31 protein-coding genes and 1 tRNA gene are annotated in these 26,737 nt (G+C 65.2%); 11 read left to right on the top strand and 21 right to left on the bottom strand.

Going from position 1 to position 26,737, the window contains the following annotated elements:
• Positions 1–242: 242 nt before the first annotated feature.
• From QUV11_RS15805 to gspI, 5 genes are all read right to left on the bottom strand, one after another.
• Positions 243–1,310 (bottom strand): Glu/Leu/Phe/Val dehydrogenase dimerization domain-containing protein, encoded by a 1,068-nt coding sequence (locus QUV11_RS15805; RefSeq protein ID WP_300883866.1) that lies wholly within the window; start codon positions 1,308–1,310, stop codon positions 243–245.
• 65 nt (positions 1,311–1,375) lie between these two features.
• Positions 1,376–1,452: transfer RNA gene (locus tag QUV11_RS15800), tRNA-His, on the bottom strand.
• Between the two features lie 159 nt (positions 1,453–1,611).
• On the bottom strand, positions 1,612–2,604 hold the full coding sequence (gene gspK, locus QUV11_RS15795) for a type II secretion system minor pseudopilin GspK (RefSeq protein WP_300883865.1): 993 nt from the start codon (positions 2,602–2,604) through the stop codon (positions 1,612–1,614).
• Positions 2,601–3,242, bottom strand: coding sequence for a type II secretion system minor pseudopilin GspJ (gene gspJ / locus QUV11_RS15790; RefSeq protein ID WP_300883863.1), 642 nt, complete (start codon positions 3,240–3,242; stop codon positions 2,601–2,603). Before gspJ ends, gspK begins: the two co-directional genes overlap by 4 nt.
• Positions 3,243–3,310: 68 nt before the next feature.
• The gene (gspI, locus tag QUV11_RS15785) at positions 3,311–3,688 is read right to left on the bottom strand and encodes a type II secretion system minor pseudopilin GspI (RefSeq protein WP_300883861.1); all 378 of its coding nucleotides are present in this window, start codon (positions 3,686–3,688) and stop codon (positions 3,311–3,313) included.
• Positions 3,689–3,801: 113 nt separating this feature from the next.
• Here gspI and QUV11_RS15780 point away from each other — a divergent pair, with 113 nt between their 5' ends.
• From QUV11_RS15780 to QUV11_RS15760, 5 genes are read left to right on the top strand one after another with little or no spacing between them, the layout of a single operon-like run.
• Entirely contained in the window at positions 3,802–4,449 is a 648-nt protein-coding gene (locus tag QUV11_RS15780; RefSeq protein ID WP_300883859.1) for a 2OG-Fe(II) oxygenase, read from the top strand.
• Positions 4,419–5,675 carry an Nramp family divalent metal transporter gene (locus tag QUV11_RS15775; RefSeq protein ID WP_300883857.1) on the top strand — a complete coding sequence of 419 codons (1,257 nt, stop codon included), beginning with the start codon at positions 4,419–4,421 and terminating at the stop codon, positions 5,673–5,675. The genes QUV11_RS15780 and QUV11_RS15775 overlap by 31 nt, the downstream gene beginning before the upstream one ends.
• Positions 5,672–6,469, top strand: coding sequence for a 5-oxoprolinase subunit PxpA (gene pxpA, locus QUV11_RS15770; protein WP_300883856.1), 798 nt, complete (start codon positions 5,672–5,674; stop codon positions 6,467–6,469). The genes QUV11_RS15775 and pxpA overlap by 4 nt, the downstream gene beginning before the upstream one ends.
• Positions 6,435–7,100 (top strand): carboxyltransferase domain-containing protein, encoded by a 666-nt coding sequence (locus QUV11_RS15765; RefSeq protein WP_300883855.1) that lies wholly within the window; start codon positions 6,435–6,437, stop codon positions 7,098–7,100. The genes pxpA and QUV11_RS15765 overlap by 35 nt, the downstream gene beginning before the upstream one ends.
• Positions 7,097–8,038: a biotin-dependent carboxyltransferase family protein gene (locus QUV11_RS15760; protein ID WP_300883854.1), complete on the top strand. Its 942-nt coding sequence runs from the start codon at positions 7,097–7,099 to the stop codon at positions 8,036–8,038. Before QUV11_RS15765 ends, QUV11_RS15760 begins: the two co-directional genes overlap by 4 nt.
• Positions 8,039–8,044: 6 nt before the next feature.
• On the opposite strand, the gene QUV11_RS15755 is transcribed toward QUV11_RS15760, so the two are convergent.
• Positions 8,045–8,680: a glutathione S-transferase family protein gene (locus tag QUV11_RS15755; RefSeq protein ID WP_300883853.1), complete on the bottom strand. Its 636-nt coding sequence runs from the start codon at positions 8,678–8,680 to the stop codon at positions 8,045–8,047.
• Between the two features lie 45 nt (positions 8,681–8,725).
• Positions 8,726–10,027, bottom strand: coding sequence for a serine hydrolase (locus QUV11_RS15750; protein WP_300883852.1), 1,302 nt, complete (start codon positions 10,025–10,027; stop codon positions 8,726–8,728).
• Positions 10,028–10,289: 262 nt separating this feature from the next.
• Here QUV11_RS15750 and QUV11_RS15745 point away from each other — a divergent pair, with 262 nt between their 5' ends.
• Entirely contained in the window at positions 10,290–10,685 is a 396-nt protein-coding gene (locus tag QUV11_RS15745) for a hypothetical protein (protein ID WP_300883851.1), read from the top strand.
• 30 nt (positions 10,686–10,715) lie between these two features.
• Here the strand turns inward: QUV11_RS15745 and QUV11_RS15740 are convergent, their stop codons facing one another.
• The 6 genes from QUV11_RS15740 to QUV11_RS15715 all read right to left on the bottom strand — a co-directional run bounded on the left by QUV11_RS15740 (position 10,716) and on the right by QUV11_RS15715 (position 15,094).
• Complete coding sequence (locus tag QUV11_RS15740) at positions 10,716–11,405, bottom strand: glutathione S-transferase family protein (RefSeq protein WP_300883850.1); 690 nt, start codon at positions 11,403–11,405, stop codon at positions 10,716–10,718.
• Between the two features lie 2 nt (positions 11,406–11,407).
• Positions 11,408–12,310: an alpha/beta hydrolase gene (locus tag QUV11_RS15735; protein WP_300883849.1), complete on the bottom strand. Its 903-nt coding sequence runs from the start codon at positions 12,308–12,310 to the stop codon at positions 11,408–11,410.
• Entirely contained in the window at positions 12,307–12,942 is a 636-nt protein-coding gene (locus QUV11_RS15730) for a 3-oxoacid CoA-transferase subunit B (RefSeq protein ID WP_300883848.1), read from the bottom strand. Before QUV11_RS15730 ends, QUV11_RS15735 begins: the two co-directional genes overlap by 4 nt.
• 3 nt (positions 12,943–12,945) lie before the next feature.
• Positions 12,946–13,398, bottom strand: coding sequence for a hypothetical protein (locus QUV11_RS15725; RefSeq protein ID WP_300883847.1), 453 nt, complete (start codon positions 13,396–13,398; stop codon positions 12,946–12,948).
• Positions 13,395–14,144: an HAD family acid phosphatase gene (locus tag QUV11_RS15720; RefSeq protein ID WP_300883846.1), complete on the bottom strand. Its 750-nt coding sequence runs from the start codon at positions 14,142–14,144 to the stop codon at positions 13,395–13,397. The genes QUV11_RS15725 and QUV11_RS15720 overlap by 4 nt, the downstream gene beginning before the upstream one ends.
• A 242-nt stretch (positions 14,145–14,386) precedes the next feature.
• Positions 14,387–15,094 (bottom strand): CoA transferase subunit A, encoded by a 708-nt coding sequence (locus tag QUV11_RS15715; protein ID WP_300883845.1) that lies wholly within the window; start codon positions 15,092–15,094, stop codon positions 14,387–14,389.
• A 169-nt stretch (positions 15,095–15,263) separates the two neighbouring features.
• Here QUV11_RS15715 and QUV11_RS15710 point away from each other — a divergent pair, with 169 nt between their 5' ends.
• The 3 genes from QUV11_RS15710 (at position 15,264) to QUV11_RS15700 (ending at position 18,122) form a co-directional block, all read left to right on the top strand.
• Positions 15,264–16,082 carry a universal stress protein gene (locus QUV11_RS15710; RefSeq protein ID WP_300883844.1) on the top strand — a complete coding sequence of 273 codons (819 nt, stop codon included), beginning with the start codon at positions 15,264–15,266 and terminating at the stop codon, positions 16,080–16,082.
• 224 nt (positions 16,083–16,306) lie between these two features.
• On the top strand, positions 16,307–17,380 hold the full coding sequence (locus QUV11_RS15705; RefSeq protein ID WP_300883843.1) for an alpha/beta hydrolase: 1,074 nt from the start codon (positions 16,307–16,309) through the stop codon (positions 17,378–17,380).
• A 13-nt stretch (positions 17,381–17,393) separates the two neighbouring features.
• Positions 17,394–18,122 (top strand): ParA family protein, encoded by a 729-nt coding sequence (locus tag QUV11_RS15700; protein ID WP_300883842.1) that lies wholly within the window; start codon positions 17,394–17,396, stop codon positions 18,120–18,122.
• On the opposite strand, the gene QUV11_RS15695 is transcribed toward QUV11_RS15700, so the two are convergent.
• The 3 genes from QUV11_RS15695 to ispG form a co-directional block, all read right to left on the bottom strand.
• Positions 18,119–18,247 (bottom strand): hypothetical protein, encoded by a 129-nt coding sequence (locus tag QUV11_RS15695; RefSeq protein WP_300883841.1) that lies wholly within the window; start codon positions 18,245–18,247, stop codon positions 18,119–18,121. The two genes, QUV11_RS15700 and QUV11_RS15695, sit on opposite strands and share 4 nt — an antisense overlap.
• Positions 18,248–18,359: 112 nt before the next feature.
• Entirely contained in the window at positions 18,360–18,839 is a 480-nt protein-coding gene (locus QUV11_RS15690) for a GNAT family N-acetyltransferase (RefSeq protein WP_300883840.1), read from the bottom strand.
• Positions 18,840–18,853: 14 nt separating this feature from the next.
• The gene (ispG, locus tag QUV11_RS15685) at positions 18,854–20,005 is read right to left on the bottom strand and encodes a flavodoxin-dependent (E)-4-hydroxy-3-methylbut-2-enyl-diphosphate synthase (protein WP_300883839.1); all 1,152 of its coding nucleotides are present in this window, start codon (positions 20,003–20,005) and stop codon (positions 18,854–18,856) included.
• Positions 20,006–20,110: 105 nt separating this feature from the next.
• Between ispG and QUV11_RS15680 the strand changes: the two genes are divergently transcribed.
• Entirely contained in the window at positions 20,111–21,574 is a 1,464-nt protein-coding gene (locus QUV11_RS15680) for a M20/M25/M40 family metallo-hydrolase (protein WP_300883838.1), read from the top strand.
• A gap of 110 nt (positions 21,575–21,684) precedes the next feature.
• Here QUV11_RS15680 and egtD read toward each other — a convergent pair whose 3' ends face one another.
• The 5 genes from egtD to gluQRS all read right to left on the bottom strand — a co-directional run bounded on the left by egtD (position 21,685) and on the right by gluQRS (position 25,791).
• Positions 21,685–22,668 (bottom strand): L-histidine N(alpha)-methyltransferase, encoded by a 984-nt coding sequence (gene egtD / locus QUV11_RS15675; RefSeq protein ID WP_300883837.1) that lies wholly within the window; start codon positions 22,666–22,668, stop codon positions 21,685–21,687.
• 26 nt (positions 22,669–22,694) lie between these two features.
• Entirely contained in the window at positions 22,695–23,969 is a 1,275-nt protein-coding gene (egtB, locus tag QUV11_RS15670; RefSeq protein WP_300883836.1) for an ergothioneine biosynthesis protein EgtB, read from the bottom strand.
• A gap of 133 nt (positions 23,970–24,102) precedes the next feature.
• Positions 24,103–24,666 carry a cob(I)yrinic acid a,c-diamide adenosyltransferase gene (locus QUV11_RS15665; protein WP_300883835.1) on the bottom strand — a complete coding sequence of 188 codons (564 nt, stop codon included), beginning with the start codon at positions 24,664–24,666 and terminating at the stop codon, positions 24,103–24,105.
• A 25-nt stretch (positions 24,667–24,691) separates the two neighbouring features.
• A complete protein-coding gene (locus tag QUV11_RS15660) occupies positions 24,692–24,913 on the bottom strand; it encodes a hypothetical protein (RefSeq protein ID WP_300883834.1) in 222 nt (73 codons plus the stop codon).
• Complete coding sequence (gene gluQRS, locus QUV11_RS15655; RefSeq protein ID WP_300883833.1) at positions 24,910–25,791, bottom strand: tRNA glutamyl-Q(34) synthetase GluQRS; 882 nt, start codon at positions 25,789–25,791, stop codon at positions 24,910–24,912. The genes QUV11_RS15660 and gluQRS overlap by 4 nt, the downstream gene beginning before the upstream one ends.
• Before the next feature lie 242 nt (positions 25,792–26,033).
• Here gluQRS and QUV11_RS15650 point away from each other — a divergent pair, with 242 nt between their 5' ends.
• Entirely contained in the window at positions 26,034–26,636 is a 603-nt protein-coding gene (locus tag QUV11_RS15650; protein WP_300883832.1) for an HNH endonuclease, read from the top strand.
• Positions 26,637–26,737 lie beyond the last annotated feature (101 nt).

The raw sequence follows: 26,737 nt of genomic DNA, 5'->3' as shown, positions 1-26,737 counted from the left end.
AAATCAGTCATGGCAGCTACCTCCTGCCACATTGAATCAACCGTTCAGGCCGCGCACAAGCAATTAATGGGTCCTGACCCTAGTCGCAGCGGTGGGGGTGCTGGTGCCGCCGGGTACCACCGATGGCCATGGGCCAAATCCGGAGAGATCACCCCCACCCAACCCTCCCCCATCAAGGGGGAGGGCTTAGGGTCGCGCACCCTCTGCGGTCCCACGAGTGAGAGGAATCGCGAATGTGAGGCTCAACCCCGCCCGATCAGCTTTTGCGCCATCGCGTCCGCTACCGCAGCGGGCGACTGCCCGGTGCTGCGGCTTTCCTGCCAGATGCCGGTGAGGCGCTGGGGGATACCGGTCAGGCGGGCATGAACTTCGTCGACCTGTGCGGTGCCGCCCTGCTGCTGCGCGAAATATTCGAGCGCGACCGAGATGATTCCGCCGGCGTTGATCACGTAATCGGGCGCATACAGGATGTCGCGATCGACCAGCATGTCGGCATGATGTGGCCGCGCGAGCTGGTTGTTGGCGCCGCCTGCGACGATGCCGACGTTGAGCTTCTCGATGCTCTCCGAATCGAGGATCGCACCCAGCGCATTGGGGCTGAACACATCGGCTTCGACCGCCATGATGCGATCAGCCGATATGGTCTCCGCGCCCAGCTCGTCGGCCAGCGCCTGCGCGCGCTCGGCGTTGACGTCAGCCAGCGTCAGCTTCGCGCCTTCGGCTGCCAGCAAGCGGGCCAGGCCGCCGCCGACGCTGCCGGTGCCCTGCACCGCGATACGCACGTCCTTCAGCCGGTCGGTGCCGAGCTTGAACTGCACCGCTGCCTTGACGCCCAGAAAGATGCCCTTGGCGGTAAACGGTCCGGGATCGCCGCCAGCCGAGCCTTCCTGCTGCACCGGCAGGCCCGAGACGTAGCGGGTGCGCTTGGAGATCGCGACCATGTCTGCGTCCGACATGCCGATGTCCTCGGCGGTCACATAGCGTCCGCCCAGCGCCTCGATGGCATCGCCGAACGCGGCAAGCATTTCAGGGGTCTTGCGACTGTCGGCATCGGCCAGAATCACGGCCTTGCCGCCGCCCATCGGCAGCCCTGCCATCGCGTTCTTGTAGCTCATGCCGCGCGAAAGGCGCAGCGCATCGGTGACGGCGCGGCCCTTGTCGGCATAATGCCAGAAGCGGGTGCCGCCGCCTGCGGGGCCCAATTTGGTAGAATGGATGGCGATGATTGCCGAAAGGCCCGATGCGCGGTCGTGCACATATTGCACGGCTTCGTGCTCGTCGAAGTCAGGCAGATCCCAATAGCTTTGCACGCGCCCGTCTCCCCCGGCTGTTGTCACGCGACGGTGGGCTGGAAAGCCTCGACATAAAGAGCAGATGGGGCGACCGAGGGGTCTCGAACCCCCGACCTCCGGTACCACAAACCGGCGCTCTAACCAACTGAGCTACGGTCGCCACACACTGCACACGCCACGCGGAGGCGCTCCTTAGGAGCGCGTGGCGGCGATCGTCAAGCAACGATTGAAGGCGCTCGCTATCTTACAAACCATGCCTGCAATGCAAGGGAAAATGCAGGTCATCGGTCATCAGAATGAAATTAAATTAGGCGAGCGCTCAGGGCTCGCCGACGCGGCGCGCGATGATCCGCGCAGGCGTCAGCTGCGCATCGAGCAGGCTGGTCTGCCGCCAACGGCTTTCCCCTTGCGCGATGACGAGGTCGAGCTCGAACCAGCGGGTGACGATCTGCGGCTGCGATTCGATTTCCGGTCCGAAGGTCTGCGATTGCAAGGCCAGCGGTCTCCAGAAATCGGCGATCCGCGCATAGCCGAGCGGCGGGCGTTCCGCGATCAGCCGCCGCGCGCGCTCGAGCGGGATCTGTCCGGGGGCGAGCATCATGATCAAAGGCGCCTGTTCAGGCAGCAGCGTGTTGACGTTGATCGGTGAGAGAATCGCATCGGGAAGCGTGCAGATCCACGGCTCCAGCGTGGCATACAGCTGCGGCGTCATCCCGCGCAGCGCCTGCACCTCGCCCTTGTCGCGCAACAGCTGGCCCGCCGTGCGGAAGGGTGTGTCTCCCTGCATGTAGTACGCATCCTCCGCCCCGGCCGGCAAAGGCGCCTGATCGGTGTCGATCCAGTCCGCGAGCGCGTCGGCCAGCGCGGCGGCATCCTGCGCCGGCACGCCCAATGCGGTCATCAGCCCGGCAAACTGGCCGATGCCGACCGGCCGCGCGGCGAAATCCCCGGGACTTCCCGCCACCACCGAGTTGAGGTTGAAGCAGTTGCCGCCATCGCGGACGGTGGCGGTGACGATTGCACCCGAGCCATCATCGACCGGCAGCACCGTGGGTGCCCCCAGCCAGCCGCCGACATTGACGGTACGCGTCGGCGACTGGTCGAGTCGCCGCTTGATTTCGCGCGCGGCAAAGCTTTCCGCGCCAAGCGCTGCGAACCGGGCGCGGTCGGCGGCACCGGCATTGCCCGCGAGCCTGACGGCAAGGTTCACGCGGTCGAGAATCAGGGTGGTGACGATCGCCATGACCGCGACCAGCAGCAGCACGCTGAGCAGCGCGATGCCGCGTTCGGAGGATTTGCCCGGCGCGCTCATGGCCTGCCGCCTGCGACCAGGAACTGTAGCACCAACGGCGCACCGGGATTGCCCGTCTGGGCCAGGGTCAGCTCGACCGCGATCGGCAGTTCATCGGTACGCTGCGGTCGCCAGTCGGGCTGCCACAACCCCTGCTTGTCGCGAAAGCGCAGCCGTGCCGCTTCGATGCCTTCGAGAATGGCCACCGGCGCCGATGGCGCGGCCCCGTCGGCCTTGGCAGCGGTTGCGCGGGTCAGCCGTCCGTCGCTTAGCGCCCATTCGACCCGCTGCAGGCTCGACGTTCCAGGCTGTGGATCGATCTGCGGCACCTGGCGCGAAAAGCCCAGCAGCAGCCGGTCACCGCTCATCAGCGCCACCCGGTCGCTGCCGACGGCATCACGCGACGGACGCGGCAGCATCAGCGTCATGTCCTGCGCCATGATCGCCGAGAACCGTCGGATATCCCCCATCTCCTCGAGCCGCACCGCGCTGCGCGCCTCAGCCTCGACGCTCTGGCGCAGCAGAAAGACAGACGCGCTGGCGATCATCCCGAAGATGAACAAAGCGACCATCATCTCGACCAGAGTGAAGCCTGTGATCAGGTGGGAAAGCCCCTCCCCGTCATTCCCGCGAACGCGGGAATCCCGCTTATTCGCCACCGTTGCTGAAGCAAGCGGGACCCCCGCCTTCGCGGGGGTGACGAAAGCAGTGGTGGAACGGACTTGGGTCACAACATCGGCCTCAACACGGTGAGCGTCACCTCTGGCCCCGTTGCCTGCTTCACCGCCAGATCGACCCTGAGCATCTCGCCGCCCTCCAGCGCCGTGGTCGTCCGCCGCCAGGTAAAGCTGCGACCCGCATTGGTCGTGGATCCTTGCGAATCGCCCAGCGAGGGCGGGTTGGGATCGGTCAGCGCTTCGACCGCCAGATTACGGACCACGACCTCGGTGTAGAGCCGGCTGTCGAGTTCCGCGGTCTGCATCAGGCTGGCGCCCTGCAGCTTGATCAGCGCCAGCGCGGCGATCGAAAACACGGCAAGCGCCACCAGCATTTCCAGCAGGCTGAAACCGGCTGATCCGGCAAGATGGCGGGGGCGCAAGCACATGGGCGACCATTTACCCGCCAAAGCCGCAGCGCGCCAGCCGTTTGCGGGCTTGAACTGCGCCCCTGTTGGGCGCTAATCGGCGGGCGGACACCAGCCGCGCGTGGATCGGACCGATGAGCGAACCCAACACCGCCAGCAACCAGTGCAATCTCGCCGCGCTGATGCGCGTACCCGGTATCCAGCGGGTGCCGACGCCGCGGCTGGAGTTGTTCATCCTGCGCAATTTCCTCACGCCCGAGGAATGCGCCCGGTTCGTCACCATGATCGATACCGACCGCCGCCCCTCGACCATCGCCGATCCCAATGGCGACCATTATTTCCGCACGTCGGAAACCTGCGACATGGGCGCAGAGGATCCCGAAGTGGTGGCGCTCGACGAGAAATTGAGCGCCTTGTCGGGCATCCACCGCCATTTCGGCGAGACGATGCAGGGGCAACGGTACGCCGTGGGGCAGGAGTTCAAGGCGCACACCGACTATTTCGAGCCCGGCGGGCAGGATTACGAGCGCTATACCAGCGTCGCCGGCCAGCGCACCTGGACCTTCATGATCTATCTCAACGAGCCGGTGGCGGGCGGCGCGACCCGGTTCAAGACCATCGGCAAGTCGATCCAGCCCGAAACCGGCAAGCTCGTCGCGTGGAACAACCGCAGGCCCGACGGCAGCCTCAACCCCGCCACCATCCATCACGGCATGAAGGTGCGCGAGGGGGCGAAATACGTGATCACCAAATGGTATCGGGAAAGACGCTGGGGCTGGTGAGTCTCACCGGCTATCGCCCAGGACCAGCGATGCTGGTCACCGCAGCGTTCATCGGCCCGGGCACTGTCACAGCCTGCGCGAGCGCCGGCATCGGCTTTGGCTATGCCCTGCTGTGGGCCCTGGTGTTCGCGACCCTATCGACGGTCATTTTGCAGAACATGGCGGCGCGGGTCGCGATCGTCACCGGACAGGGTCTGGCCGAAGCGATTCTCGCGGCAGCGGCGAGCCCGGCGGTGCGCTGGGCGATGGCGGCCTTGATCTTCGCCGCGCTGGGCATCGGCAACTCGGCCTATCAGGCAGGCAACATCAGCGGAACGGGCTTGGGTCTTGCCTTGCTGGGACTTGGCGACGATGTCCTCTCGCCGTCATTGCGCGCGCTCGGCATCGGCGCGCTGGCGGCGACATTGGTGATCATCGGCAAGCCGGCATGGCTGGAGAAGCTGCTGATCGCGCTGGTGCTGGCGATGGCGCTGGCATTTGTCGGCGGGCTGCTGGTAATCGATGTCGATTGGGGAGCAGCGGCGCGCGGAATTAGCCCTACCCTGCCAAGCGACAGCCTGTTCACCGCGATCGCGCTGATCGGCACGACCGTGGTGCCCTATAATCTCTTTCTCCATGCAGCCTCGGTGCGCGGCCAGTTCAGCGCGGACCGGCAGGGAATCGCGGCTGCCAGCTTGGATACGGCGGTCTCGGTGACATTGGGCGGACTGCTGTCGATGGCGGTGGTGATCATGGGGGCGGCGACCAGCATGATGCCGTCGGCCGGAGGCGGTCCGCTGGACGATGTCGCGATGCGGCTGGAAGAGCTGTTCGGAAGCCCGGCCCGCATCGTCTTCGCGCTGGGGCTGGTCGGCGCGGGGTTCAGTTCCTCGCTCACCGCGCCGCTCGCCACCGGCTATGTGCTCGCCGAGATGCTGGGCAACCGGGATGACGTCCAGCGGCGCACCCGCATCTTCAAGCGCACCGCTTTGGCGGTGATCGCCATCGGGACCGGGTTTGCCGTCTTTGCGGTCAATCCGGTCGAACTGATCCTGATCGCGCAGTCCGCCAACGGGCTGCTGCTGCCGATCCTCGCCGCATTTCTGCTCTGGGTGGCCTCGCGCAAGGCGAGCCTCGGTACATTCGCCAACGGCCCGCTCGCCAACATCGCCGGTGGCATGGTGGTGCTGGTGTGCACCTTGCTGGGGCTGCGGCTGATCCTGCGCGCAGCAGGGGTGTGGCCATGACCGCGTCGATCGATCTCAACGCCGACCTGGGCGAAGAGCCGCAGGAAGAGCCGCGCGACATCGCGCTGATGCAGCACATTTCAAGTTGCAATATCGCGTGCGGCGGCCATGCCGGGGACGCTGGCAGCATGACGCGGATGCTGTTGGCCGCGCGCGATGCCGGCGTGGCGGCAGGCGCGCATCCTTCCTACCCCGATCGCGAGGGCTTCGGCCGCACGTCGCTCGATATGCCGCTGGGCGACCTGATAGATTCGCTTGCTGCTCAGGTGGCCGCGCTGGCCGCCATCGCCGCGGACCTTGGCGTCCCCCTTGCCCACATCAAGCCGCACGGCATGCTCTACAACGACCTGGCCGACCGGCCGGACATGGCGAGCGCGGTAGCGCAAGCGCTGCACCGTGCGTTCCCGCACCTCGCGCTGGTCGGGCTGGCGCACGGCGCGTTCGAGCAGGCCTGCGCCGATGTCGGCGCGCGCTTCGTCGCCGAGGGATTCGTCGATCGCGGCTATACGCCTGCGCGCCGCCTGATCCCGCGCAGCCAGCCCGGCGCACTGATCGCAAGCGACGAGGCCCGCGCCGCGCAAGCGCTTGCCATCGCCACCGGCGAGCCACTCACCGCCAGCGACGGCAGCCTGATCCATGTTATGGCGCAAAGCCTGTGCATCCATTCCGACAGTCCCGGATCGGAACAAACCGCTTTGCGGATCGCCGGGGTGATGGCAAGCAAGGGCATTGCCGTCAGAGCACCCGGAGAGTTGCCCTATGACTCAGATGTTGCCGATCTATTGCGCCGATGACTGGTTGATGATCCGCTCGCTCGCCCCCGATCAGGTGGCGGCGCTGGCGCAAGTGGCACGGCAGCAGGGTTGGGATGATGTTGTCCCCGGGCTCGACAGCCTCTCGCTGAGCTGGAACCCGGCGGAGCGCTCGCTCGAGACGGCACGCGGCCAGGCCGAAGCCCTGCTGGAGAATGCCGCGGAATCTCCGCCCGAAATGATCGCGCCGCCGATCACGCTGCACATCTGCTATGATGCCGTATGGGCGCATGATGCCGATATTGTGGCAGAGCTGCTGGGCATCACCACCCATAATCTTCCGCAATGGCATGCCGCGCAGGACTGGCGCGTGGCGATGCTCGGCTTCCAGCCGGGCTTTGGCTATCTGGTCTGCGACGCCGCCATTCCGGATATCCCCAGGCTCGCCGATCCACGCAGCCAGGTGGCAGCTGGCTCGGTCGGGCTGTTGGGCCAGATTTGCGGGCTGTATCCGCACAAGGGGCCGGGCGGCTGGCCGATCATCGGGCGGATTGCCGAAACGCTGTTCGATCCGCATTCCGCATCGCCCGCCCTGCTCTCACCGGGCCAGCAGGTGCGGTTCGAGCGCGTCGATACCGACACGCTCTGCCGCCTGGCGGGAGAGACGGCATGAGCCTCACCGTGATCAAGGCCGGCGTGCAGTCGAGCATCCAGGCGGCGCCCTATCGCGGCCTGCGCAGTCTGGCCGTCCCGTCGGGGGGGGCGGCCGACGGGCTGAGCCTGGCGCTTGCCAACCGGCTGGTCGGCAAACCGCACGAAGCAGCGGCGATCGAGATCACGCTTGGCCCCGCCGAGTTTCGCGCCGAGCGCGCGATGGCGGTCGCGGTGACCGGCGCCCCGTGCCAGGTCGCGATCAACGGCGAGGATGTCGAGCAGCATGAGACGCTGCACCTCGCCGCTGGAGATACAATCACTATCGGCCGCGTCTGGGCGGGGTGCCGCACCTATCTGGCGGTGTCCGCACCGATCGCGGTGACGCCGGTGCTGGGATCGCAATCCACTCTGATTGCCGCCGGGTTCGGCGGGATCGAGGGCCGCGCGCTGGCCGATGGCGACGTCATCGCGCTGGAAAGCGGCGGCGCGGACGCCGACAAAATCACGACCCCGGCAGAGCTCCAGCCCTTTTTTGGCCACGGCTTCGTGCTGCGCATCGTCGGCGGACCCGAATCCGACCGGCTCGCGCTGGGCATGGCCGCACTTTCGCGCAAGCGCTGGCGGGTGTCGTCGCGCTCCAGCCGCATGGGGCTCAAGCTGCAGGGTACCGCGATCGATCTCAATTCGGCGGCACCGATCCGCAGCGGCGCGGTGTTCCCCGGCATCATCCAGTGTCCGCCCGATGGCCTGCCCTATCTGATCGGCTGCGAGGGCCAGACCACCGGCGGCTATCCGCGCATCGGCCAGGTCATCCGCGCCGACCGGCACCTGATAGGGCAGCTCGCGCCCAATGCAACGATGCTGCTGGTGCCCGTGCAGGGCGAGCAGGCCGAGCAGATCCATTCCGAAAAACTTGGACTGTGGGCGGAGTGGCTTCCCGGCCTGACGCTGGCCTAGGCCGGATCAGCCCCCCATTGCCTTGAAGATCATCGGTCCGCCCAGTTCGATCGACTTGGCATAAGCCGGGCGCTCGCGCAGCCGCTGCAGATAGGCCGCCAGTGCGGTGCGTCCGTCGAGCAGCTTGCTGGCATCGGCGACCTCGAGCAGATACGCCATGTTGATGTCCGCACCGCTCAGGCGTCCGCCGACCAGGAAATCATGGCCGGTGACAGCCGCCTCGACATGGTCGAGCAGCTTCGTCACCTCGGCGCCCAGGAACCCGCCGAGCATCGGACCCAGCCCGCCAAAGCGCGGCCCCAGTGCGGTCAGGATGATCGGCATCGCCATCGTCCCTTCGGCAAAATGCAGCCATTCGAGATAGGCCGGACGGTCCTTGCCATTGGCGGGTGCCAGCGTGTCGCTGCCGAACCGTTCGATCAGATATTCGATGATTGCACCCGATTCGACCATGACATGGCCATCGATGATCACCGTCGGCGCCTTGGACAGCGGGTGCACGTCCTTGAGCTCGGGTGGGGCGCGGAAGGTCTGGGCATCGCGCTGGTGGCGCACCATCTCGTAGGGTGTTCCCATCTCTTCCAGCAACCACAGGATGCGGGTCGAGCGCGAATATTCGAGGTGATGCAGCACGATGCTCATGGCATGTCTCTCCGGTCTGTTCTGTTTTTAAGATGGCTTGTCGGGTCAGTCGGCCAGGATGGTCGGATCGGCCACCGGCAGGGGCGCCACCAGACCTGGATCGACGAAGCGCGGATCCTTGTCGATGTCTATCCAGTCACTGAACGGGCGGTCATACACCTGGTCGAAAAATTCGTAGGGCAGCCGGAAGGGTCGGGTCGAGCCGCTGTTCCACAGCATCACGATCCCGTTCTGTGTGGCAGGATCGAACCACATCGCCGCACGATAGCCGTTGACTGCGCCGCCATGGCCCACCAGCCAGTGCCCGTCATAGATATGGCTGCGCCAGCCCTGGCCATAGCCATGGCTGATGATCAGCGAATCCGGGCCGCTGCGGCCGCCGCGATAGGTCGCGACGCGCGGGCGGTGGATCTCGGCGCGGACACCCGGCGAGATCACCTCGGGTGCCTGCCCCATCTGCGCCTGCATCCAGCGCGCCAGATCGACGATGTTCGAGCTGACACCGGCGGCGGCGGGCACGCGGAAATAGGCATCGGACAGGGTCTGCACCCTGCCACCACGATACGGGCGTGCCCAGTTGGCGGCGCCCGTCAGGTTGGTCATGCCAAGGCCAGCGCTGGTCATGCCAAGAGGCGTGAACAGCTTCTGCACTGCGGCCATTTCGTACGGCATCTTGGTCGCATTGCCGACGATTTCGCTGAACGCGTCATAGGCGACGTTCTGGTAGCTGTGGCAATCGCCCGGCATGCACTGCTGCGGGACGGTCGACAGCATGTTGCGGAGCATCGGCGCGGGATCGCCCGATTCCAGCTTGCCGTCATAGGCATTGCGCGAGAGGCCAAGCCGGTGGGCAAGCAGATCGGGGATCGCCAGACGGTTTTCCGCGCCGCCCGAAAGCTTCAAACTCGTGCCGAAGGAGGAGAGCGGCGCAGACAGGCTCAGCTTGCCTTCCTGTGCCAGCTTGTAGGCCAGTGTCCCCGCGACACCCTTGGACACCGAGGCCCAGCGGAACACGGTCTGCGGCGTCACCGCAAGCTGCGCCTCGCGATCGGCAAAGCCGTATCCGCGCACGAACGCGAGCCGTCCGTTCTCGACCGTCGCCACCGACAGCCCGACCATCTCGGGATCGCGCATCATCCGCGTGATCCGCGCATCGAACGCAGCATAATCGACCTTGCCCTGCCACCGGTCGGGCATGTCGGGCAAGGCCACGCTGGCCTGAGCTGCGATCGCCGGTGTGCCGGCAATCACCCCGCCGCCACGCGACACGTTGAGCCCGATCAGCAGGGCTCCGGCGGCAAGCCCGCTAGCGGTCCAGACGACAGGACTGCGCAGCCAGTGCTTCATGCGATCTCCGATAGAAAAATGCGCCCCGGTCGCAATGCGTTACCCGCAATGTCTTGACCACGTTACATGTTTTGCCCTGTAAAATGCTTAAGAGCAAGCCATCCCGGATTCCGTTAGTCGCCTGCGCTGGCCGGACCACCGAGACCCGCTACCCCCAGCATACGATGCTGTCGGTGTGAACCGTATCACAGGGCCGATCGGCAAGCCTGCTACCCATGGAGGCAATCAGCCGTGAAAACGCTGCAAAAATGGGAGCGCCGCTATGTCCTTTGCCACCAAGACCCTGACACTGTTGATGCTGCTGGCCACGACAGCCATGGCGCAGGCCGCCGAACCGGCCCGCCCCGTTACCGGCACCTGGACCACCGACTTCGGAACCGTGCGCTTGATCGAAGACAGGCAGGGCGGGGTTCGCGGATCTTATGACACCGACGATGGCCGCATCACCGGCAAGATCGAGAATGACGTCATGGACGGGTTCTGGGTGGAGACGGCGTCCGACTACACCTGCGAGACGCTCAAGATGGGCAGCCCCTATTGGGGCCGGATCCGCTTCGAACTCAACAGCGCCAGGACCGGCTGGACCGGCATCTGGTCGTACTGCGATTATGAATATGTCGAAGGCAATGTCTGGAACGGCAGCCGCGCGCCCCGCTAAGGGCGTGCAGATGGCCCCGGAAGCGAGCGATCAGGACTGGCGGCGGTAATCTGCGGCAACGGTCGCCACCGCCGCGATCTCGTCCTCATGTGCCGGGTCGCGCCAGGTTTCGGCCAAGGCTGCGGTTTCCCAAGCGAGCATATCGGGATGGCCAAGCATCCGCCCGACCCAGCCCCTCCCCTTGTCGCCGATGTCGAGCCCGAAGGTCCGGACGCGGAAGGCAACCGGTGCAAAGAATGCGTCGACCGCGCTGAATTCCGCACCCGCCAGCCAGGGGCCGCCGAACCTTTCGAGCCCCTCGCGGAAAATTTCGGCGATCCGGTCGATGTCGGCCTGCAGCGCTGGAGGGATATCCTGCAATTCCGCGCGCACGCCGACGCTCATCGGGCAGATGTTGCGAAGCGCTGAAAAACCGCTGTGCATCTCCGCCGCCGCACACCGCGCCCATGCGCGCGCATCATTGTCGGCAGGCCAGACACCCTGATGCCGCTCGGCCAGATATTCGACGATCGCCAGCGAATCCCAGACGATCGTGCCATCATCGTGCAGGCAGGGCACCTTGCCATTGGGCGCGAAATTGCGGAATTCGGCCGAATTGTCCGGTCCGCCGAACGGCACCAGCCGATCCTCAAAATCGATCCCCAGCCCGCGCATCAGCACCCACGGCCGCAGCGACCAGCTCGAATAATTCCGGTTCGCGGTGAACAGCGTGTAGGCCATATTTACTCCGCAGGTTTGAGATGCTGCTTGAGAAAGCGGGTGCTGTCTTCGAGCACCGGGCCCTTGCCGCGGAAGGGTTTGGACAGCGCCATTACCACCTCTTCATGGTCGAGCCCCTGGTAATTGATCATCTCGACCACCGCGCCCTTCTGCTTGAGGCGGGCGGTGAGGTTGATGGCGTTGCGCGGGCGCACCGTGGTGTCCTCGCTGCTGGTGATCAGCAGCATCGGCGGCGCATCGGCGCGCGCGAAGGTGATCGGCTGGGTGATCTCCGGCTCGGGATAGGCCGACATCGCGTCGATCGATCGCTTGGTGGTGAAGGGGTAGAAGTCATACGCTCCGCTGAGGCCCACCACCGCCTTGACGATGCCGGGATCGACGTTCGCTGCGCTCAGCCAGCGCGGATCGAGCGCCAGCAGCACCGCGGTGTGCGCCCCAGCCGAGTGGCCGGAAAAGCCGATCGCCCCTGGGTCGCCGCCATACCGCGCGATGTTGTCGCGGGTCCAGGCGACCGCGTCGGCCGCATCCTCGATGAACGCCGGGAAGCGAACCTGCGGCACCTTGCGGTAATCGGGCACGACCACGACAAAGCCCTGCCTGGCGAAGGCGCGCCCGGCAAACGCATAATCCTGACGTGCGCCCTTTACCCAGCCGCCGCCGTGCCAGAAGATCAGTACCGGGCGCTTGGCGTCGGGCGTGCCATCAGCCGCGCGCCAGACATCCAGCGTTTGGCCGTGTTCGCCAAAGGGGACCGCCTCGGCGACAAGCGCAGCGCCCTTGCCGCCGCCTGCCACGGAATCGAGATGACTCAGCAGCAGCGGAGGCGAGGTGGTCGCGGCGCAAGCACCGAGCCCGCCAAGGGCCAGCACCGCTATTCCCAGCGCGACCTGCTTGCCGCGCTTCATGCGATGTAGTGTGCCGTCGTCTTGGCTGCGACATCCTCGGCGGTTACGCCCGGAGCCAGTTCGATCAGCTTGAACGGGCTGTCATGGTCGGGCCGCTGGAACACGCACATGTCGGTAATGATCATGTCGACGACGTTCTTGCCGGTCAGCGGCAGCGTGCATTCGGGGATGAACTTGGGATCGCCGTTCTTGCTCGTGTGTTCCATCACCACGATGATCTTCTTGACACCCGCGACCAGATCCATCGCGCCGCCCATGCCCTTGATCATCTTGCCCGGGATCATCCAGTTGGCAATGTCGCCGTTCTCGGCGATCTCCATCGCGCCGAGCACGGTCAGGTCGATATGACCGCCGCGGATCATCGCGAAGCTGTCCGACGAGCTGAAATAGCTCGAGGATGCGAGCTCGCTGATCGTCTGCTTGCCCGCGTTGATCAGGTCGGCGTCTTCATCGCCATCCATCGGGAACGGGCCGATGCCCAGCATGCCGTTTTCCGACTGCAGCGTCACCTCGATGCCCTCGGGCACGTGGTTGGCCACCAGCGTCGGGATGCCGATGCCGAGGTTGACGTAATAGCCGTCCTTCAATTCCTTCGCGGCGCGCGCCGCCATATCGTCACGGGTCCAGGGCATAGTCTAGGCTTCTCCACTCAAGCTGTTCCAGGCTCGCCACGTACCGATGGCATACACCAGTCCGAAGGCGAGGACGATTGCGGACGACCACCGGAGAAAATTCTCCGACAGGTCCGGGCGTTGAAAGGCGGACGGGAAAAACAGCACCAGTCCGCGCAAAAGATAGATGGCGCTGATCACGATCAGCCCGGTGCGCAGCAGGGGCAGCCGACCGATCAGGCCAGCGCCTGAAAACGCATAGGCTGCCCAGATCGCGAGCACGGTTGCGATGCCGAGTGTCAGGACCGCCGGAACCCAGCTGCCCCGTGCTGCCGCCTGGGCGATAGGTTCGCCCGCGCCGAAAAAGCGATACCAGTCCGGGCCACCAACAATACACGCCAGATGCAGCAGCGACGCGGCAACGCTCAGCGACCCACCGACGATCAACCAGATATTGCCCTGCTGCAGGCTGATCATAGCGTGTCAGGCTCCCAGTGCGTTTCAGCCGGGAAGATGTCATCGAATCCGCCACGGATCGACGGCCCGTAGACCGGGTTCGCGAACAGGAACCAGCCATTGCCCCACAGGCCGTCGTACGGCGCGGCAGTCGCCAGCGTGCGGCGTTGCAGCGGGGGCAGCTCGGGCTTGTTGAAGGCGTTGCGGAAGTCGCCAAGCTGGTCGCCCGCCATTGCGACCACGCACCAGCGCGCGGCGATGGTGGCGCGGCGCATGTCCTTGCTCGATCCGGTCGCGTCGTCGCCCATCAGGAACAGCGTTTCGCCGTGCTTGAAGTCGCCGAGCCCGGCAGCCGCCAGCGTGGCTTCGCTGCCCTTGGCGTTGGCGGTCGAGCGGTTGGTGTTGGCGATCGGCGTGATCCCGGCAGCGCGCAACGCGGCCATCGCCTCGAGCGCACCGGGCATCGCGAGCGCCTTGCCGGTGCCGGTCTTTTCCCACTGGTCCCAGGTTGCGGGATCGAAGTCCTTACCCTGCATAGCGAACCAGCGCATCGATCCGACGTTCCAGATCAAGGTCTCATCGGCATCGAACACCGCAGCCAGCGGCTTGTTGCCGCACGGGACAGGCCGGCCGGTCGCCTCGTCGATGATCACGCTGTCGGCGGGCCGCGTCTTGGCCTTGGCGAGCGCGTAGCTGGTCAGCGCGCCAAAAGTCTGCCGTGCTGCGATCGCACCCTCGGCCGATCCGTAGAGCCATTGCTGGCCCATCGGGACGGTGGCGGCGGCGGCTGCGACGGGTGCTGCAGTTGCGACAGGCTCGCTTTGAACCGTCGAACAGGCGGTGAGTGCTAAGGCAGCAGCCGCTGCAACGACCTTTCCCCTACCGCTTGCGGGAGGGGTGGCTGAGCCGGAGGCGAAGACGGGGTGGGCCTGAAAATAGCCGCGGCGCAGGCCCACCCCGGCCTTCGGCCACCCCTCCCGCCTGCGGGAGGGGAGAGGCTTGGCGCTCATCACGCTGCCACCTTCTCGCGCACCGTCTTGAACTCGATCTTCTTGTCATACGGCGCGCCGCAGATCAGGCGCTTCACATAGATACCGGGCAGGTGGATGCAGTCGGGATCGAGGCTGCCGGTCTCGACGATCTCCTCGACCTCGGCAATGCAGATCTTGCCCGCGGTCGCCATCGGCTGGTTGAAGTTGCGCGCGGTCTTGCGGAAGATCAGGTTGCCCGACTTGTCGGCCTTCCAGCCCTTGATGATGCACAGATCGGCATAGATTCCGCGCTCCAGAATATAGGTCTGGCCGTCGAAGTCCTTGTGCTCCTTGCCTTCTGCCACCTGGGTGCCGACACCGGTCTTGGTGTAGAAGCCGGGGATGCCTGCGCCCCCTGCCCGGCAGCGTTCGGCGAGCGTGCCCTGCGGGCAGAACTCGACCTCGAGCTCGCCTGCCAGATATTGCCGCTCGAACTCCTTGTTCTCGCCGACATAGCTCGAGATCATCTTCTTGACCTGGCGGGTGCGCAGCAGCTTGCCCAGCCCTTCGCCATCGATCCCGGCGTTGTTAGACGCGATCGTGAGGTCCTTCGTGCCGGCATCGCGAATGGCGTCGATCAGCCGCTCGGGGATCCCGCAAAGGCCAAAGCCCCCGGCACAGATGTGCATCCCGTCGAACAGAAGACCTTCCAGAGCGGATGCGGCGTCGGGATAGATTTTCTGCATGGCGAGGTGTCTCCCAGAAGTGTGATGACCCGAGCGAAGGATTGATTCGCTCCTCTGCGCGTGCCGTAGCGACACAAGGATGCTTTTTCCAGCCGCGCTTGATTTGAATCAATGCAAGTCGCCCCGGCGGGTCCCAAAGTCGGGACATAAACACAAAGGAGACGGCACCATGAAATCGATCTTGCTTTACGCCGATGGCGGCACTGCGTTTGAATCCCGGTTTCAGGTGGCGCTGGACCTTGCCCGCAGCCAGTCGGGCCATATCACCTTCCTGCAGGCGACCCCGCTGTCCGGCTTTATCGTGATGGACCCGATGGGCGGCAGCTATGTCCCCGCCAGCATGCTTGAACAGCTGCGGGCCGACGAGGACAAGTTGCGCACGCTGGTCGAAGCCCGGATGAAAGTGGAGGGGCTGCCTTGGGACTGGACCGCTTATGATGGCGACGTCACCCAGGCCGTGATCAGCGCATCGCGGCTGGCCGACGTGATCGTGCTCTCGCTCGAGAACAGGACCCGCAACGTCCGCCCGCATCCGCTGCTGCAGATTGCCGATGTCGCGGTGGAAACGCGCTGCCCGGTGCTGGCGGTGCCGACCGACGCCAAGGCGCTGAACACCGGCGGCAAGATCCTGGTCGCATGGGATGGCAGCCATGAGGCCGCAAGCGCGCTGAAACAGGCTTTGCCGCTGCTGCAACAGGCCGAGGCGGTCCATCTGGTTACGATCGTCGAACCCAAAAAGGCCGGCGGGTTCCCCTCCACCGAGGCGAGCGAATATCTCTCGCGGCACGGGGTATGCAGCGACCTGATCGAGCGCGAACGCGGACTGCTTTCGATCGAGGAAGTGATCGAGAATGTCGCTGCCGAGATCGGCGCGGACCTTCTGGTGATGGGCGCATTCGGCCACAGCCGCCTGCGCGAGGTGCTGCTGGGCGGCGTAACGCGCTATTTCCTTCGGGATTCGGGCATCCCGCTGCTGCTGGCGCACTGACCAGGCATGAGCGTCACCTCGGCGAGGTGGCGCTCATCGCGCCGATCTCCATTATACCGGCGAGAATGGCGGCAATGCCATTCCCTCAGGCCCTGACAATGCCCGCTTTGGCCCTGTGACGAAGGGAATTTGCTTGCCCTCGGGCCATGAGGGTGCAGTATCGACCGCAAGGTCTGCACCTATCCGCAGACGCTGGCTCACACAGAGCAGAGACAGGGTCGTACATGTTCAAATTCCTGAAATGGCTGCTTATCCTTGTGGTCATCGCGATCATCGGCCTCGGCATATGGGGCTATGCACCAGACATCGAGCCGAGCGAATTGCAGGCCCAATATGGCCAGCCGCCCTCGCAGTTCATCGAACTGCCCAACGGCCAGAGCGTGCATGTCCGCGATGAAGGCCCGCGCGATGCGCCGGCGATCCTGCTGATCCACGGCTCCAACGCCTCGCTGCACACCTGGCAGGGCTGGGTCGATGCCCTGAAAGCAGACTATCGCGTGGTCCGCTATGACCAGCCAGGCCATGGCCTGACCGGCGCGCAGGTGAAGGGCGACTACAGCACCGAAGCCTTTCGCGACACCGGGGCTGCGGTGATGAACCGACTGGGCATCGATCGGTACGTCGTCGCAGGGAATTCCATGGGCGGCTGGGTCGCGTGGAACATGGCGCTCGCTTATCCCAAACGGGTTGCCGGGCTGGCGCTGATCGATGCCTCGGGTGCGCCTGAGGCCAAGCCGACGAAGATTCCCATTGGCTTCAAGCTGGCACAGAGCGCGGCGGTGCGGCCAATCCTCAAGATCTTCACCCCGCGGGTGATCATCAAGCAGAGCCTCGAGCAGAGCGTCGGCGACCCGGCCACCATCACCCCCGAGATGGTCGATCTCTACTGGAAACTGCTGCGCCATCCCGGCAACCGCGAGGCCACCGTTGCGCGGGGCGATTTCCCCCGCGAGCCGGCCAAGGCGCTCGAATTTGCCGGTCTCACCATGCCTTCGCTGATCATGTGGGGCAAGAAGGACACCTTGATCCCATTGGCCAACGCCACCTGGTTCGCGCGCCAGCTGCCGAACGAGACCGTGGTGATCTATGATGATCTCGGCCACATCCCCATGGAGGAGGACCCGGTGCGCACCGTTGCCGATTTCAGGACCTGGCTGGAGAAAACCGGGCTCAACCAGCCTGCAACAGCGGTGACACAATCTGATCCTAGGGAAGGTCTGGCTGATCCCCTGGAAGGCGTGGCCGACCCAGGAGAAGGCATTGCCCCCGCCGGACCGGCAGCAACACCCGGGGGCTGACATGGGGACCCGGATGCACAGTATTGCCGTCTACAATCTCAAGGGCGGCGTGGGCAAGACCACCAGCGCGGTGAACCTTGCCTGGTGCTCGGCGGTGCTGTCCTCCCGGCGGACATTGCTGTGGGACCTCGACCCGCAAGGCGCAGCGAGCCACCTGATTGGCGACGACCGCGCGGTCAAGGACGAGGCACGGTCGATCTTCGCGCGCGATGTTTCAGCAGACAAGCTTGTGCGTCCCTCGCGGATCGCCGGGCTCGATCTGCTCGCGGCGGATCACTCCCTGCGCGGCCTCGACCGGCTGCTGTTCGAGATCGGCAAGGCGAAAAGGCTGAAAAAGCTGCTCGATGGCCTCGGCAAGACCTATGACCGGATCATTCTCGATTGCCCGCCGGGGCTCAGCGAGACGTCCGACCAAGTGCTGCGCGCGGCCGATCTGGTGATCGTGCCGATCATCCCCTCGCCCCTGTCACAGCGCGCCTTCGTCGAGGTGCAGGCATATCTGGACGGCAAATCGGGCAAACACGCGCCGATGCTGCCGGTGTTCGTGATGGTCGATCGCAGACGCGCGCTGCACAAGCAGGCGCTGGAGAATTATCCCGACTGGCCGGTGATCCCGATGGCGAGCGCGGTCGAGCGGATGGCGGAAGAGCGGATGCCGGTGGGCGCGTTCGAGCCGAAAAGCCCTGCGGCGCAGGCCTATGCGAAATTGTGGCAGGGGATCGAGCGCAAGCTCGCCGGTTAGAACGGCAGAGGGTAGCGCGCCAGGATCAGCGCGCTGGCACAGCCGGATACGAGCACGAAGCGCAACACGGCGTGCCATGCTGCATCGTTGATCGAGCGGGCAGTGAGGGCGCGAGCTTTGTTCATCGCGGCACGATGCGCGCTCAACGCCTAAGAATCGGTTAACGCCTGAGGTCGCTGAACAGTTCAGCCGCACAGGCCCTGGAAGCGCCACCGGGGCCGCTGCGGCCTTAACGAATCAGCCCTTCGCCAGCTGCTCCAGCGCATCGCCCTCGATCCGCCAGGGCTCCCAGCCGACCGAATGGTGCGCACCGATATGGCGGTAGAATTCGCGCGCCTTGTCGTTCCAGTCGAGCACCGCCCAGTCCATCCGCGCACAGCCGCGTGTCTTGGCCTCGCGCGCCAGCGTCGAGAGCAACGCCCGCCCGGTGCCGGTTCCGCGCGCGCTATCGGCAACGAACAGGTCTTCCAGATACAGCGAGGGCGCGCCGGTCCAGGTCGAATAGGTCAGGAACCACAAGGCAAGGCCGACGAGTTCGCCGTCCATCTCGGCCACATGCGCGAATACTTGCGGATTGTCGCCGAACAATGTCGCCTTGAGCGATGACTCGGTCGCCTTCACCGCATCGGGTTCGCGCTCGTAAACCGCCAAGGCCACGACCATGCGCAGAATATCGGCCTCGTCGCCGGGCCGTGCCGGACGGATGGTGACTGTCATAACAGATGCCTACCTTATTCCGCCGCGACCGGCTCGGCGTTGCCGGCATCGCTGGCTTCGGATTCAATCTGGGCCGCCTTGGCTTCGACCAGTCGGACGATGTGATCGACCATGCCTTCGTCCTCGACCGTATGGTCGGTGATCCCCGAGAGATAGACCATGTGCTTGCCCTTGCCGCCGCCGGTCAGCCCGATATCGGTCTCGCGCGCTTCGCCGGGGCCGTTGACGACGCAACCCAGCACCGAAAGCGACAGCGGGGTGTTGATGTGCTGCAGCCGCTCTTCGAGCTTCTGCACCGTGCGGATGACGTCGAAGCCCTGCCGCGCGCAGCTTGGGCAGCTGACGATGCGCACGCCGCGGGTGCGGATGCCCAGCGATTTGAGAATCTCGTACCCGACGCGCACCTCTTCCTCGGGCTCGGCCGAGAGCGAGACACGGATGGTGTCGCCGATGCCCGCCCACAACAGGCTGCCGATGCCGATCGCGCTCTTGACCGTACCGCCGACGAAGCCGCCGGCCTCGGTGATGCCAAGGTGCAGCGGGCAATCGACGGCATCGGCCAGCTGCTGGTAGGCGGCGACCGCCAGAAACAGGTCGCTCGCCTTCACCGCGACCTTGAACTCGTGGAAATCATGGTCCTGGAGCAACTTGATATGGTCGAGCGCGCTTTCGACCAGCGCCTCGGGGCACGGCTCGCCGTATTTCTCGAGCAGGTCCTTTTCGAGGCTTCCGGCGTTGACCCCGATGCGGATCGAGCAGCCATTGGCCTTGGCCGCGTTGACGACCTCGCGCACCCTGTCCGAAGAGCCGATGTTGCCGGGGTTGATCCGCAGGCACGCCGCGCCCGCATCGGCAGCTTCCAGCGCGCGCTTGTAGTGGAAATGGATGTCGGCGACGATCGGCACCCGCGCCGCGCGCACGATCTGCTTCATCGCGGCGGTGGATTCGACATCGGGGCACGACACGCGGATGATATCGACACCGGCGTCCTCGCAGCGGCGGATCTGGTCGATCGTGGCGCGCGCGTCGGAGGTCAGCGTGTTGGTCATCGTCTGCACGGTCACCGGCGCATCGCCGCCCACCGGCACGTTGCCCACCATGATCTGCCGCGACTTGCGTCGGTCGATATCGCGCCAGGGGCGCAGTGAAGGGTTGTGGGCAGACATAAATTGCTCTCCAAGAGTGTCAGGCAGGTATAGTCGCTCGATCCGGCTTTGGCGAGAGTTCAGGGCACAAAGGCAGCCAGCCAGACAACAGGGATGGGGATACCGATGACGAAGATGATGAAACTGATGCTGGCCGGCGGCCTGATGGCGATGACGGCTGCGACCGCCCTGCCCGCCCAGGCCCAGACGCAGCCCCAAACGCCAGCCGAAACACAGGCTCCGTCAGCACAGCGCAGCGCCCATGAACAGGCAGCGCGCGAACTGTATCGCACCATTGTCGGCTTTCGCACCGCGCGCGGTCACCGCCAGGTACCTGCGATGGTCGCCTATCTGAAAGGCGAATTCCTGAAGGCAGGCTTTGCCGAGAGCGACATTGCGGTGACCGATTACGACAGCGACGGCGAGCCGACCCAGGGCCTGGTTGTGACATATCGTGCCAAGGGAACGGCCAAGGCAGGACCGGTGGTGCTGCTGGGCCATATGGATGTGGTCGAAGCGCTGCCCGAAGACTGGGAGCGCCCTCCGTTCACGCTGACCGAGGACAACGGCTATTTCTTCGGGCGCGGCACGCTCGACAACAAATACGGCATCGCCAGCCTGTCGCACACCTTCATCCGGCTGAAGCAGGAAGGCTGGACGCCCCGCCGCGATCTGGTCCTGGTCTTCTCGGGCGACGAGGAGACCGGGATGATCAGCACCCGGGCGCAGGCCAAGATGGTCGCCGAGACGATCAAGCCCGCCTTGGTCCTCAACGGCGATGCCGGCGGCATCCGCCTGACCGAGGATTTCAAGCCGATCATGTTCGGCGTGCAGGCGGCGGAAAAGACGTTCGCGACGTTCGAGCTCACCGTGACCAATCCCGGCGGGCATTCGTCGCGTCCGCGCGCGGACAACGCGATCTACGAGCTGGCCTCGGCGCTCAAGGCGATCGAGGCCTATCGCTTCCCGGTGCGCGACAATGATATCACCCGCGGATCCTTTGCCGAATTGGGCAAGATCACCCCCGGCCCGCTGGGCGAGGCGATGCTGGCGTTCGCGCGCAACCCCGCCGACGAGGCTGCGCGTGCGGTCTTGCTGGCCTCGCCGTCCACGGCGACGCTGCTCTCGACCACCTGCGTTGCGACAATGCTCAAGGGTGGCCATGCCGAAAACGCGCTGCCGCAATCGGCAACCGCGACGGTCAACTGCCGCATCTTCCCCGGCGAGGGTGGCGCTGCAGCCACCGAAGCTGCGCTGAAGAAAGCAATCGACAACGACAAGGTCATCTTCAAACTGGCCACCGATGTCGTGGAGGCACCGGCATCGACCCTCACCCCCGAAGTGCTGGCGGCGGTCAAGGCGGGCGTGCACGCGCGCTTCCCGGGCATGGTGATCGCGCCCTATATGGAATCAGGCGGCACCGATGGCATGCATTACCGCGCGCTGGGGATGAACACCGTCGCGATCAGCGGCGCTGCGATGCGCGACGCCGACATGTTCGCGCACGGCCTCAACGAACGCATCCGGGTGGAGGATTTCTACGCCGGGCTGGACCACTGGTATCTGATCCTCAAGCACCTGGCGCGCTGACGTAGCGTATTCTACCTCGACGGCATTCCCGCGAAAGCAGGAATCCCGCCTGCGCGGGGGTGACGATCAATGAAACGCCATCCCAGCAGCCTTTTAACGGCGGCAGGGGATCATGGCGCCCTTTGGAACGGCTTGGCTTCGGCCAGGATCAGCGCAAACCAGTCGTCGGGATCGGTCCATTCGTGGCACGTCGTCCAGCCGCCCGCGCGCAGCAGCAGCCGCGCATCGCGGGGGCCGTATTTGTGGCTGTTTTCGGTATGGATCGTCTCGCCCTGCGTCATGCTGAAGCGTTCGCCCATCACCTCGAAGCTGATGTCGCCCTGCGCCTCCAGATGCATCTCGATTCGCGCATAGCTGTCGTTCCAGCGCGCCACGTGGCGGAACCGGTCGACCGGAATGTCGCCGTCGAGCTCGCGGTTGATCCGGCGCAGCAGGTTGAGGTTGAACTCGGCGGTCACCCCCTGCGCATCGTCATAGGCCGGGATCAGGATATCGGGCGACTTGATCCGGTCCATGCCGATCAGCAGCATGGCGCCTTCGCCCAGCGTCTCGCGCATCGAGCGCAGCAGATCGAGTGAGGTGCGGGCGACCATGTTGCCGATGGTCGAGCCGGGAAAGAAGCCGAGCTTGGGAACGCCCGAAACCGCTTGCGGCAGCTTGAGCGGATGCATGAAATCACCCTCCAGCGGATGCACCGCAAGACCCGGAAAATCGGCGGCGAGCGCGGCCGCCGAATCCCTCAAAAAATCGCCCGAGATATCGATCGGAACATAATGCTCACCCTGCACCGCGCGCAGCAGATGCGGGGTCTTGACCGACGAGCCAGATCCGAACTCGACCACCGCGCGGCCAGCGCCGCCATGCGCGGCGACCTCGCCGCAATAGCGTTCGAGCAACGCGGTTTCCGTGCGGGTGGGGTAATATTCGGGCAGATCGGTGATCGCCTCGAACAGCTCCGAGCCTGCCAGATCATACAGCCAGCGCGCCGGGATCGCACGCCGGTCGCTGCGAAAACAGGCCAGCACGTCGTCGCGGAAAGCCGGGTCGGCGGCATCGGGCGCGAGCGCTTCAAGACGTTGGGTGCTGGGGGACAAGGGAGCTCTCCTGAAGCGATTTTCGGTCAGATATCCCGCGCCAGCCTGAGGCCGGTGAACTGCCAGCGCTGGTGGGGGTAAAAGAAGTTGCGATAGCACGGACGCACGGAGCCGCGCGGGGTTGCACAGCTTGCGCCGCGCAGCACGAACTGGCCGGACATGAACTTGCCGTTGTACTCGCCCACCGCGCCTTCGGCTGGCTTGAACCCGGGATAGGGACGATAGGCGCTGCCGGTCCACTGCCAGACATTGCCGAACAGCGCATCGGCCGCGTCCGCGCGCGGGCGCACCGGACCTGCAGTCTCAAGCTGGTTGCCGCTCAGCGGATCGTGGCGCACCGCGATTGCTTCCCACTCGGCCTCGGTGGGCAAACGCGCGCCCGCCCAGGTCGCATAGGCATCGGCCTCGTACAGGCTGATATGGCAGACCGGCGCTGCCGGATCGACGCTGCGCAGGCCATCGAGCCCGAACTGCTGCCAGTGCCCGCCCTCGTCCTTGCGCCAGTACAGCGGCGCCTCGATCGCTTCCGCCTGCACCCAAGCCCAGCCATCGGCGAGCCAGTGGCGCGACTGCGTGTAGCCGCCATCGGCGATGAACGCCGCCCATTCGCCATTGGTCACCGGGCGGCTGGCGAGCGCATACGGGGTCAACAGCACCGCATGGCGCGGCCCTTCGCAATCGAAGCCGAAGCCATCGCCGCGATGCCCGATTTCGACCTGTCCCACCGGTCCCTCGATCCACCCGAGCGATTGCGGCTCGAGCGTGGACTGTGGCTCAGCCGGCCAAACGGCTGGGTGCATCGGGTTTTGCGCGAACAGGTGCAGAATGTCCGTGAGCAAAAGCTCCTGATGCTGCTGCTCGTGGTTCAGGCCCAGTTCGATCAGCGCCAGCACATCGGTACCGAGGCCCGGCATCGCCTCGAGCATCGCGGCGTCGACATGTGCGCGATAGGCGCGAATGCGGTCGAGCGAGGGCCGGGTCAGCAGACCGCGGTGCGGCCGGGCATGGCGGGCACCCTCGGCCTCGTAATAGCTGTTGAACAGGAAGTGGAAATCCGGGTCGAACGCGGTGTAGCCCACGACATGATCGCGCAGCACGAAGGTTTCGAAGAACCAGCTGGTGTGCGCGAGATGCCATTTGGCCGGCGAGGCATCGTCCATCGACTGCACGGTGGCATCGGCGTCTGAGAGGGGGTCGGCGAGCGCCAGCGAGAGCCCGCGGACATGAGCGAAGAGGTCGGTCAAGGCCGAGGGGTTTGCCTCCCGCGGAGGTGCCTCATGAGAAAGGGCGGTGGCGCTCATGGTCGTCAGTCTTCCCGTCGAATCACTACTTGCTTAAACCAGCCGCTCGTCGTTCCCACGAACACGGGAATCCCGCTTCTTCGCCGCATCATCGCAAAAGCTGGACCCTCGCGTTGGCGGGGGTGACGAAAACCTACCGAGAGGCGCCAGGCACCCAGAGCGGATCGTCGCCATTGTTGATCCGGCGCGCGAGGACGAACAGGAAGTCCGACAGCCGGTTCACGTAGATACGCGCTGAAGGATTGATCGATCCGTCGTGCGATGCGGCCACCAAAGTGCGCTCTGCACGGCGTGCAATCGCGCGCGCCAGATGCACCGCAGCCGCGCCGGGGCTACCGCCGGGCAGGATGAAGCTGCGCAGCGGCGGCAAGGCATCGTTGACCGCATCGATCCGCTGTTCGAGCCATTCCACCTGAGCCGGAATGATCCGCAGCACCATTTCGGACGGGGTGAAATCCTCGCCCGGGGTCGCGATATCCGCGCCCAGATCGAACAGGTCGTTCTGCACGCGGATCAGGTCAGCGCTAAACTCGCTTTCGCCCAGCGCCACGACCGCCAGACCCAACGCGCTGTTCAACTCGTCGATATCGCCGATCGCCGCCATCCGCGGGCAATCCTTGGGCACGCGCGAACCATCGACGAGCCCTGAGGTGCCGTCATCGCCGGTACGGGTGTAGATCTTGTTGAGCTTGACCATCAGCTGTCACCGCGCCTGCAAAGGCTCAGCGGTTGACCAGCATGAGCACCGCGACGGCGGCAATCGCCATCGCCTGATATTTGACGCGCGCGAACATCATCTTGTTCTGCATCTGGTGGCTGCGGCCGACCCCAGGGGATTTGAGGTCTTCCTCGGTCATCTGGATGAATGCAACAAGGCCGCGCACGAGGCTGACCAGGACCATGACTGCCAGAGCGACAATCGCAAGGATGATGATGACGTTCATGGGGAACTATATGATGCGTGCACCCATGAAATGCCAGCGGGAAGGTGATTTTTTCTCAAACTTTCGAGCAGCGCCGGTCCGTTCTCTCCGGCTTCGCGCAAGGACGCCAGCGCCGCCGCGTTTTCGCTCTTGGCCAGCTTGCGGCCATCGGGCCCGGCGAGCAGGCCGTGGTGGAGATAGTGCGGCACGGCAAGGCCCAGCAGCGCCTGCAGCAGCCGGTGGACATGGGTGGCCTCGAACAGGTCTCGCCCGCGGACCACAGGACTGATCTGCTGGTGCGCATCGTCGAGCGTGACCGCGAGATGATAGCTCGCCGGCGCATCCTTGCGCGCCAGCACGACATCGCCGAACAAGTCGGGCCGAGCCGCTTGCTCGCCAGCTTCGAGATCATGCCAGACGAGTGGGTCGGTTTCGGCGAAGGCGCGCGCCATGTCGAGTCGCCAGCTATGGGGTTCGCTCGCCATCCGGCGCTCGCGCTCCGCCTCGCCAAGCAACCGGCAGGTGCCCGGATAGACCAGGCCGTCGGGCCCCGGTTGCGCCCCGGCGGCGGCGATCTGGCTGCGGGTGCAGAAGCACGGGTAGACCAGCCCGCGCGCCATCAATTGATCGAGCGCGGCATCATAGGCTGCCAGCCGCGAGGACTGGAACAGCACCGCGCCGTCCCACTCCAGCCCCAGCCAGCGCAGATCCGCGAAGATCGCCTCCACCAGCTCGGGCTTTGAGCGCACCCCGTCGATATCCTCGATCCGCAGCAGGAATTGCCCGCCCGCGGCCCGCGCAAAATCGTGCGCACGAAGCGCCGCATAGGCATGGCCCAGATGCAGCGCGCCATTGGGGCTGGGGGCGAAACGGGTGCGGACCGGTCCGTGCGCAGTCACCGCGCTGGCGCCTGTTTGAGTGCCGTCTTTACCTTGGGTGTAATGTGCCAACTTATCACCATATATTGTGGCAACATGCTCTTGACCTGCGCGCCTGCCTCATGCTGATTAACCGTAAATTCCGTCACCCCGTTTTTGTGACGGGCCAACTTTTGTAACAGGGCTGTCACGCAACAGGGTTTATAGGAAGCGCGCTTTTTAAAAAAGCATCGTGGACGAATGGGAGAGGGTTTGAGCCGACCATGTTTCATCCCGACTTGATCGAACGGGCCATTCGCGACCCGCACCCCGACTTTATCCGGCACCCGGATAGCTGCCCTGCCCTCGTTCTCAACGCCGATTACACCCCCTTGAGCTATTATCCGCTCAGCCTGTGGCCGTGGCAGACCGCGATCAAGGCGATCTTCCTCGACCGCGTCGATGTCATCGAGACCTATGAGCGCGAGGTGCACTCACCCACGGTCCAGATGAAGATCCCCTCGGTGATCGCGCTCAAGCAATATGTGAAGCCGTCGGAATACCCCGCCTTCACCCGCTTCAACCTGTTCCTGCGCGACCGCTTCCACTGCCAGTATTGCGGCTCCCCGCACCAACTGACCTTCGACCACGTCGTCCCGCGCCGCCTGGCGGGCAAGACCACCTGGCAGAATGTCGCGACGGCGTGTGCCCCGTGCAACATGCGCAAGGGCGGACGAACACCTGCGCAGGCGGGAATGCGGCTGATGGTCCAACCGATCCGCCCGACCAGCTGGCAGCTGCAAGAACGCGGAAGAGCGTTTCCGCCGAACTACTTGCATAACAGCTGGCACGACTGGCTGTATTGGGATGTCGAGCTGGAGGCTTGAGGGGGGCTTTCGGGATGGCTTCCGGTGGTACCTTCTGCGGGAACTGGGGTGATGGGGTGGACGCCCCCCGACGGCATCGATGTGCCATAGTGGAGGTGTTG

Origin of the sequence: Blastomonas sp. (assembly GCF_030373265.1) — a bacterium.
Classification (GTDB): Bacteria; Pseudomonadota; Alphaproteobacteria; order Sphingomonadales; family Sphingomonadaceae; genus Blastomonas.
Note: the sequence above shows the minus strand (reverse complement) of the source record. Positions and strands in the feature narration are given on the sequence as shown.